We start from the raw sequence: 6,995 nt of genomic DNA, 5'->3' as shown, positions 1-6,995 counted from the left end.
GCTTGTGCTTGCTCTAAACAAGCAAGCATTTCATTAAAAACCCTGCGTTCAATGCCAACTAAGCGTTTGAATTTGGTGTCGGATAGGTGTGTGGAGGCTTCATAGTTCATTGAGGTATTTTAGCATAGAATGGGTTTTGCAGGAGGTCTAATCTAATTTCGGCAAAATAAGCTTTCAAATGTTGTTGGTTTAAATTGGATGTTAAGCTTTTTGTTTTTGACAATGCAATACATCAGAATCAAAACCTGTAATGGCTCCTTTTTCATCAGAAAAATTAAAAGGTGCAACGTCTGAGATTGTTGCTATTGTTAATTTTTTAACATTGGAGGTGTTTGTGTCAAAACTATTTGTCTCTGTGTTGGTAATGGATGTTTTAACCGACATTTTTATTTTTGAGTATGCATTGGTATCGACAGACAGGTTAGTGGCATGGACGTTAAGGTGATTTGATGGTAGCGGTACTCTCCTTGGTACTAGAATGGGCAAATGACCAGTTTCGATTAAAAATTTAAAATAATGTTTTTTAAAATATAAATCTATTGAAATTTTAGATTGAAATAAATGTAAAAACATATGTTTTTTTCAAAAATTAAACTCTATTCACATTTTTAAAACCATTGTAACTTGTTATATTTTGTCAAATGGCGTAAACTATACAGTATTTATTTGATGAAACTGTCCTTGGCTTAATTTGGGACGGATTCATGGATAGATTTTAGAGTGAGCGAGATGATTTTGCCGACAGACGGTTTTGCCATGCTCATCATTCGCTGACCTAATGCAACAATGTATCAAAATTTTCCTTAAAAATAATATGGCGAATATTATGACAAAAAGTAGCAAAGATACGGTGGCTTATCAAAGCACCGAACTCACCGCAGATGGTGCAGCGTATATTGAGGCGTTGTACGAGGACTATTTGGCGGATAAGGCAAGTGTAAGCATCGAGTGGCAAAAATACTTTGCCGATTATGAGCAAGCAGGCGATGCCCTGCACAATGCCATTAAAGAGCAGTTCTTGCTCCTAGCCCGCAACCAAACCAACGCTCGCCCCACTGTGCAGACCGTTGGGACAGGCGACTGCGACCCCAAACAGATGGCAGTGCAGCAACTTATCAGTGCCTATCGTCGTCGTGGACATCGTGTCGCTAAGATTGACCCCTTGGGACTACAAAAGCGTGATGGCATTGAGGATTTGACCTTGGCCTATCATGGTCTGTCCGAGGCTGACCTTGATACGACTTTCCCAACCACGCTCATGCACATCGGCAAAGAGTCAGCGACACTGCGTGAGATTATTGAGATTTGTGAGCGTATCTATTGCGGCAGCATTGGCTATGAGTACATGCACGTGTTTACCGCCACCGAGAAAAAATGGATTGAAAAATACATTGAGCAAAATCAAGGCTTTATCAGATTTGACAAAGACAAAAAATTAGAAATCCTTGACCGCTTGACCGCCGCCGAGGGTCTAGAAAAATATCTGGCTCGTAAATACACTGGCGTTAAGCGTTTTGGTCTAGAAGGGGGCGAGAGCTTCATTCCTGCGGTGCATGAGATGATTCAGCGTGTGGGAACCTATGGCACCAAAGAAGTCGTCATCGGCATGGCTCACCGTGGTCGCCTAAACCTGCTTGTCAATATCATGGGTAAAAACCCATCTGTCCTGTTTGATGAATTTGATGGTAAAGTTCAGCCAACGGTCGGCTCGGGCGATGTGAAATACCACAATGGATTTAGCTCAAACGTCATCACCAAAGGCGGAGAGATGCACCTTGCCTTGGCATTTAACCCGTCGCACTTAGAAATCGTCTCTCCTGTCATGCTAGGCTCGGTGCGTGCTCGTCAAGCCCGCCGTAGCGAGGCTTATGGCTATGACATTGACAACAGTACGGTACTGCCTATCGTGGTGCATGGCGATGCCGCCTTTGCAGGTCAAGGTGTCAACCAGGAGACTTTCCAGATGTCACAAACCCGTGCCTATAAAACAGGCGGTACGGTACATGTCGTCATCAATAACCAAGTGGGCTTTACCACGTCTCGCCCTGACGATGCACGCTCTACCGAGTACTGCACGGACGTTGCCAAAATGGTACATGCACCCGTGTTACACGTCAATGGCGATGACCCAGAGGCGGTGGTGTTCGCAAGCCAGCTTGTGCTAGACTATCGCACCAAATTCGGTCGTGATGTCGTGCTTGACATCGTCTGCTATCGCCGTAACGGACACAACGAATCGGACGAGCCGTCAGCGACTCAGCCACTTATGTATCAAGTCATCAAAAAACTGCCCACCACTCGCACTCAGTACGCTGACAAACTGGTTGCTGAGGGTGTATTGACCAAAGAAGAATCTGCCCAAATTGAAGACGACTATCGCATCGCCCTAGACAATGGCGAGGACGTGGCTCACGGGCTTGCCAAAGAACCTGATACCAGCTTGTTTGTGGATTGGTCGCCTTATGTGGGTCATGGCTTGACCGATGACGTCCAAACTGGCGTACCTGTTGAAAAGCTCAAATCCTACGCACAAGCGATGGCAAAAGTACCAGAGGGTTTTGAGTTACAACGTCAAGTTGCCAAGGTGCTAGAGCAACGCCTTGCCATGCAAACAGGTCAAGAGCCCCTAAACTGGGGTGCTGCCGAAACGTTGGCATACGCATCGCTTGTGGATGAGGGTTCGCTTGTGCGTATCACAGGTGAGGACGTGGGTCGTGGGACATTCTCACACCGTCATAGCGAGCTGTACAGCCAAAAAGACGCCAGCCTATATATCCCATTACAGCACATTCGTGAGGGGCAAGCCCGCTTTGCCACCTACAACTCACTGCTATCAGAAGAAGCGGTACTTGCCTTTGAATACGGCTATTCTACCACCGTACCAAATGCTCTGATTGTGTGGGAAGCTCAGTTTGGTGACTTTGCCAACGGAGCTCAGGTGGTTATTGACCAGTTCATCTCATCGGGTGAGACCAAATGGCAACGTCTATCAGGTCTGACCATGCTATTACCACACGGCTTTGAAGGTCAAGGTCCTGAGCATTCATCGGCTCGTTTGGAGCGTTTCTTACAGCTATGTGCTGAGGACAATATGCAGGTCATCACCCCGACAACGCCTGCTCAGATTTTCCATGCTCTACGCCGTCAAGTTGTCCAAAAAGCTCGTAAGCCACTTATTGTCATGTCGCCCAAATCGCTACTTCGTCATCCGCTTGCCACATCTCAGCTTGATGACTTGGCAAATGGCAAATTTGAAAGTGTGTTGCCTGAGATTGACAGCATTGACAACAGCAAGGTAACTCGTGTGGTGCTGTGTGGCGGTAAAGTGTATTATGAACTGCTTGAAGCTCGCCGTAAGCTTGGGCTTGACCACATCGCCATTGTGCGTATTGAACAGCTTTATCCATTGCCAGAAGAGCGTATCTTGGCAGAGCTTGCCAAATACCCAAATCTTAGCGAAATTATCTGGACACAAGAAGAGCCACTTAACCAAGGTGCGTGGTACTATCTACTGCCAGAGCTACACCGCTTGACAGAAGGCAAAGCCAAACTACTTCCTGCCTCAGGTCGTCCTGCGGCGGCGGCTCCTGCGACAGGCTCGCCAAAGATTCATGCGGCACAGCAAAAATCTCTGATTGCCCAAGGTCTGGGTGTGAGCGAAGACCAACTATAAGTAAGTGGCGAGATAAACTCATGATTTGTGGGTTTATCTGTCTTTTCATTTTATTTATTAATTTATCAAAACTGCAAATTAATTCTTAGGAGTTTATCATGGCTGACATTAAAGCCCCCGTATTTCCAGAATCGGTACAAGACGGTACCATCGTAGAATGGCACGTTGCCGAGGGCGAGCAAGTTGCCCGCGACCAACTGCTTGCCGAGATTGAGACCGACAAAGTTGTGTTAGAAGTGGTTGCCCCTGATGATGGCGTGATTAGTAGCATTACCAAAGGTGTGGACAGCACCGTGGTGTCTGCCGAAGTCATCGCCACTTTTGAAGCAGGTGCTACTGCTGCTCCAAAAGCTGAGAGCGAAGAGCTGTCCAAAGATGAAGCTGACAAAGGCACAACCATTGACCCAGCCAGCGTTGCCGCTCCTGTACAGCCAAAAGCCGAAGCAGAAGGCGACTTTAAAGACCAAAGCCCTGCCGTGCGTAAAGCTGCCAAAGAAACAGGCGTAAACCCAGCAGACGTACAAGGCTCAGGTCGTGGCGGTCGTGTCACCAAGTCTGACATGGTGAACCCCACTCTAAAAGGCGACAACGGTCAAGTCATCGCTACTGCCATCGGTCAGCGTATCGAAAAACGTGAGCCAATGACTCGTCTGCGTAAGCGTATCGCCGAGCGTCTATTGTCCGCCACCCAAGAAACCGCCATGCTTACGACCTTTAACGAAGTAAACATGAAGCCACTGATGGACTTGCGTGCCAAATACAAAGACCAATTTGAAAAACGCCATGGCGTAAAATTGGGCTTTATGTCGCTATTTGTAAAAGCAGCCACCGAAGCGTTGAAGCGTTTCCCTGCGGTCAATGCGTCTATTGATGGCGATGACATTGTGTATCACGGCTACTATGACGTGGGCGTGGCGGTGTCAAGCGACCGTGGTTTGGTTGTGCCTGTCCTTCGTGATACTGACAGCATGGGTCTTGCCGACATCGAAGGCGGTATCCGTGATTACGCCACCAAAGCCCGTGAAGGCAAATTGTCTATTGAAGAGATGACTGGCGGTACATTTACCATTACTAACGGCGGTGTGTTTGGCTCGCTCCTATCTACCCCAATCATCAACCCACCACAAACTGCTATCCTAGGTATGCACGCCATCAATGAGCGTCCTATGGCGGTCAATGGCGAAGTGGTTATCCTACCGATGATGTATCTTGCCCTGTCTTATGACCATCGTTTGATTGATGGTAAAGATGCGGTACAATTCTTGGTAACGATTAAAGAGCTGATTGAAGACCCAGCCCGTCTGATTTTGGATTTGTAATGTGTTATAATGCCTGCTCAAAGGGTGGGCATTTTATTTTTAAAATAAGAGAGAATAATGATGAAAAATTCATATGATTTAGTGGTTATCGGTGGCGGGCCTGGTGGCTATGAAGCTGCCATTCGTGCAGCTCAACTTGGGTTTAGCACCGCTTGTATCGAAAAACGCATTCACAAAGGCGAGCCTGCCCTCGGCGGTACTTGCCTAAACGTGGGTTGTATCCCATCAAAAGCCTTGCTTGACAGCTCACACCGCTATGAAGCAACCCGCCATGAACTTGCCGAACACGGTATCACGACAGGCGATGTGGCGATTGACGTTGCCAAAATGCTAGAACGCAAAGACAGTATTGTCAAAGGCTTGACCGCAGGTGTGGCAGGTCTATTAAAAGGCAATGGCGTGGACTGGCTACAAGGCGTGGGTACCTTGCTTGACGGCAAATCAGCCGAAAAACAAGTCAAATTTACCGCTCATGACGGCACCGAGACCACCATTACTGCCAAATATGTGATTTTGGCGGCAGGTTCTGTGCCAATTGAAATCCCAGTTGCCAAAACTGACGGCGAATTTATCGTAGACAGTACAGGTGCCTTAGAATTTAGCGAAGCCCCAAAACGTCTTGGTGTTATCGGTGCTGGCGTGATTGGCTTGGAGCTTGGCTCGGTATGGAGAAGACTTGGCTCAGAAGTGGTAGTGTACGAAGCCATGCCAGAGTTCTTGGCAGTTGCCGATAAAGACATCGCCAAAGAAGCAGGCAAACTCCTTAAAAAACAAGGTCTTGACATCCGTGTGGACACCAAAGTGACGGGTGCTGAGGTGGTGGGTGGCGAAGTGGTTGTAACCACGGATGTCAAAGGCGAAACCAAAACCGAAACCTTTGACAAACTTATCGTGTGCGTGGGTCGCCGTGCGTACAGTGAAGGCTTACTTGCGGACGGCTGTGGGATTGAGCTGACTGAGCGTGGACTTGTGGCGGTAGATGACCAATGCAAAACCAACCTAGATGGCGTGTATGCCATTGGCGACTTGGTGCGTGGCCCAATGCTTGCCCACAAAGCGATGGAAGAAGGCATGATGGCGGTAGAACGCATTCATGGCGAAAAAGCCCAAGTAAACTACGATACCATCATCAGTGTGATTTATACGCACCCTGAGATTGCGTGGGTGGGCTTGACCGAAGAGCAAGCACGTGCCCGTGGACATGAAGTCAAAACTGGCTCATTCAACCTATCTGCCAACGGTCGTGCCTTGGCACAAGGCGAGGGCGTGGGTGTGATTAAGGTTGTGGCTGATGCCAAGACTGACCGCTTGCTAGGCTTACACATGGTAGGTGCGGGTGCTGGCGACATCGTCCACCAAGGTATGATTGCCCTTGAATTTGTGTCAAGTGTAGAAGACCTACAGCTCATGACATTCGCTCACCCAACCGTATCAGAAGCGGTGCATGAGGCGGTATTGTCAGCAGACGGTCGAGCCATTCATGCGATTCAGCGTAAGAAGCGTTAATTGATGATTAAAAACGCTCATCATTTGATGGGCGTTTTTCACACGCATCACTCATCGGCGTGATTAGTGTGTGAAAATTTATTTAATCATGAATTTATTTTTATATGAAAATAGGTTTTATTATTATAGTTAGCATCAATTTGTAAATGAGAATTGGCATTTCTTAAAAATTCCTCTATGTGCCTGATTTTTATTAGCCTTAAATCATCAAACTAACTGCAACACCTTTTGATAATAGACCTCATAAGGTGTTCGCCAATTTAAACATTTTCTAGGTCGCAGATTGAGTTTTGCGACCTTTGTTTGTATGTATTGATTGTCCCACTGGTTAGTATCAGACCCTTTGGGGAAATATTCTCTTAATAACCCATTGGTGTTTTCATTACTTCCTCTTTGCCAAGGCTGTCTTGGTGGTGGAAAGTAGATGGTTGCTTTTAAGTGGTCTGTTATTTCTTGATGTTTGGCAAATTCTTTCCCTCTATCTGGTGTGATTGTAT

At 47.0% G+C, this 6,995-nt stretch carries 5 protein-coding genes and 1 pseudogene; 3 read left to right on the top strand and 3 right to left on the bottom strand.

Features of this window, described 5'->3' with window-relative positions; genetic code table 11:
* Positions 1-110: pseudogene (locus tag K941_RS17835) on the bottom strand (IS5/IS1182 family transposase); the annotation flags it as partial.
* Between the two features lie 91 nt (positions 111-201).
* Positions 202-573: a hypothetical protein gene (locus K941_RS17245; protein WP_115341036.1), complete on the bottom strand. Its 372-nt coding sequence runs from the start codon at positions 571-573 to the stop codon at positions 202-204.
* Positions 574-826: 253 nt separating this feature from the next.
* Between K941_RS17245 and K941_RS0111720 the strand changes: the two genes are divergently transcribed.
* From K941_RS0111720 to lpdA, 3 genes are all read left to right on the top strand, one after another.
* Positions 827-3,673 carry a 2-oxoglutarate dehydrogenase E1 component gene (locus K941_RS0111720; RefSeq protein ID WP_036388328.1) on the top strand — a complete coding sequence of 949 codons (2,847 nt, stop codon included), beginning with the start codon at positions 827-829 and terminating at the stop codon, positions 3,671-3,673.
* A gap of 98 nt (positions 3,674-3,771) precedes the next feature.
* Positions 3,772-4,992, top strand: a complete 1,221-nt coding sequence (gene odhB / locus K941_RS0111715; RefSeq protein WP_029103760.1) for a 2-oxoglutarate dehydrogenase complex dihydrolipoyllysine-residue succinyltransferase — start codon at positions 3,772-3,774, stop codon at positions 4,990-4,992.
* A 60-nt stretch (positions 4,993-5,052) separates the two neighbouring features.
* Positions 5,053-6,498 (top strand): dihydrolipoyl dehydrogenase, encoded by a 1,446-nt coding sequence (gene lpdA / locus K941_RS0111710; RefSeq protein ID WP_029103759.1) that lies wholly within the window; start codon positions 5,053-5,055, stop codon positions 6,496-6,498.
* A gap of 207 nt (positions 6,499-6,705) precedes the next feature.
* Here the strand turns inward: lpdA and K941_RS0111705 are convergent.
* The coding region (locus tag K941_RS0111705) for an IS30 family transposase (RefSeq protein ID WP_029103758.1) at positions 6,706-6,995 on the bottom strand (290 nt) is incomplete at its 5' end.

It is taken from the genome of Moraxella caprae DSM 19149, assembly GCF_000426885.1.
In the GTDB taxonomy this organism is placed as follows: Bacteria; Pseudomonadota; Gammaproteobacteria; order Pseudomonadales; family Moraxellaceae; genus Moraxella; species Moraxella caprae.
The sequence above is the reverse complement of the archived record's forward strand: the minus strand, read 5'-3'. Positions and strand labels throughout refer to the sequence as shown.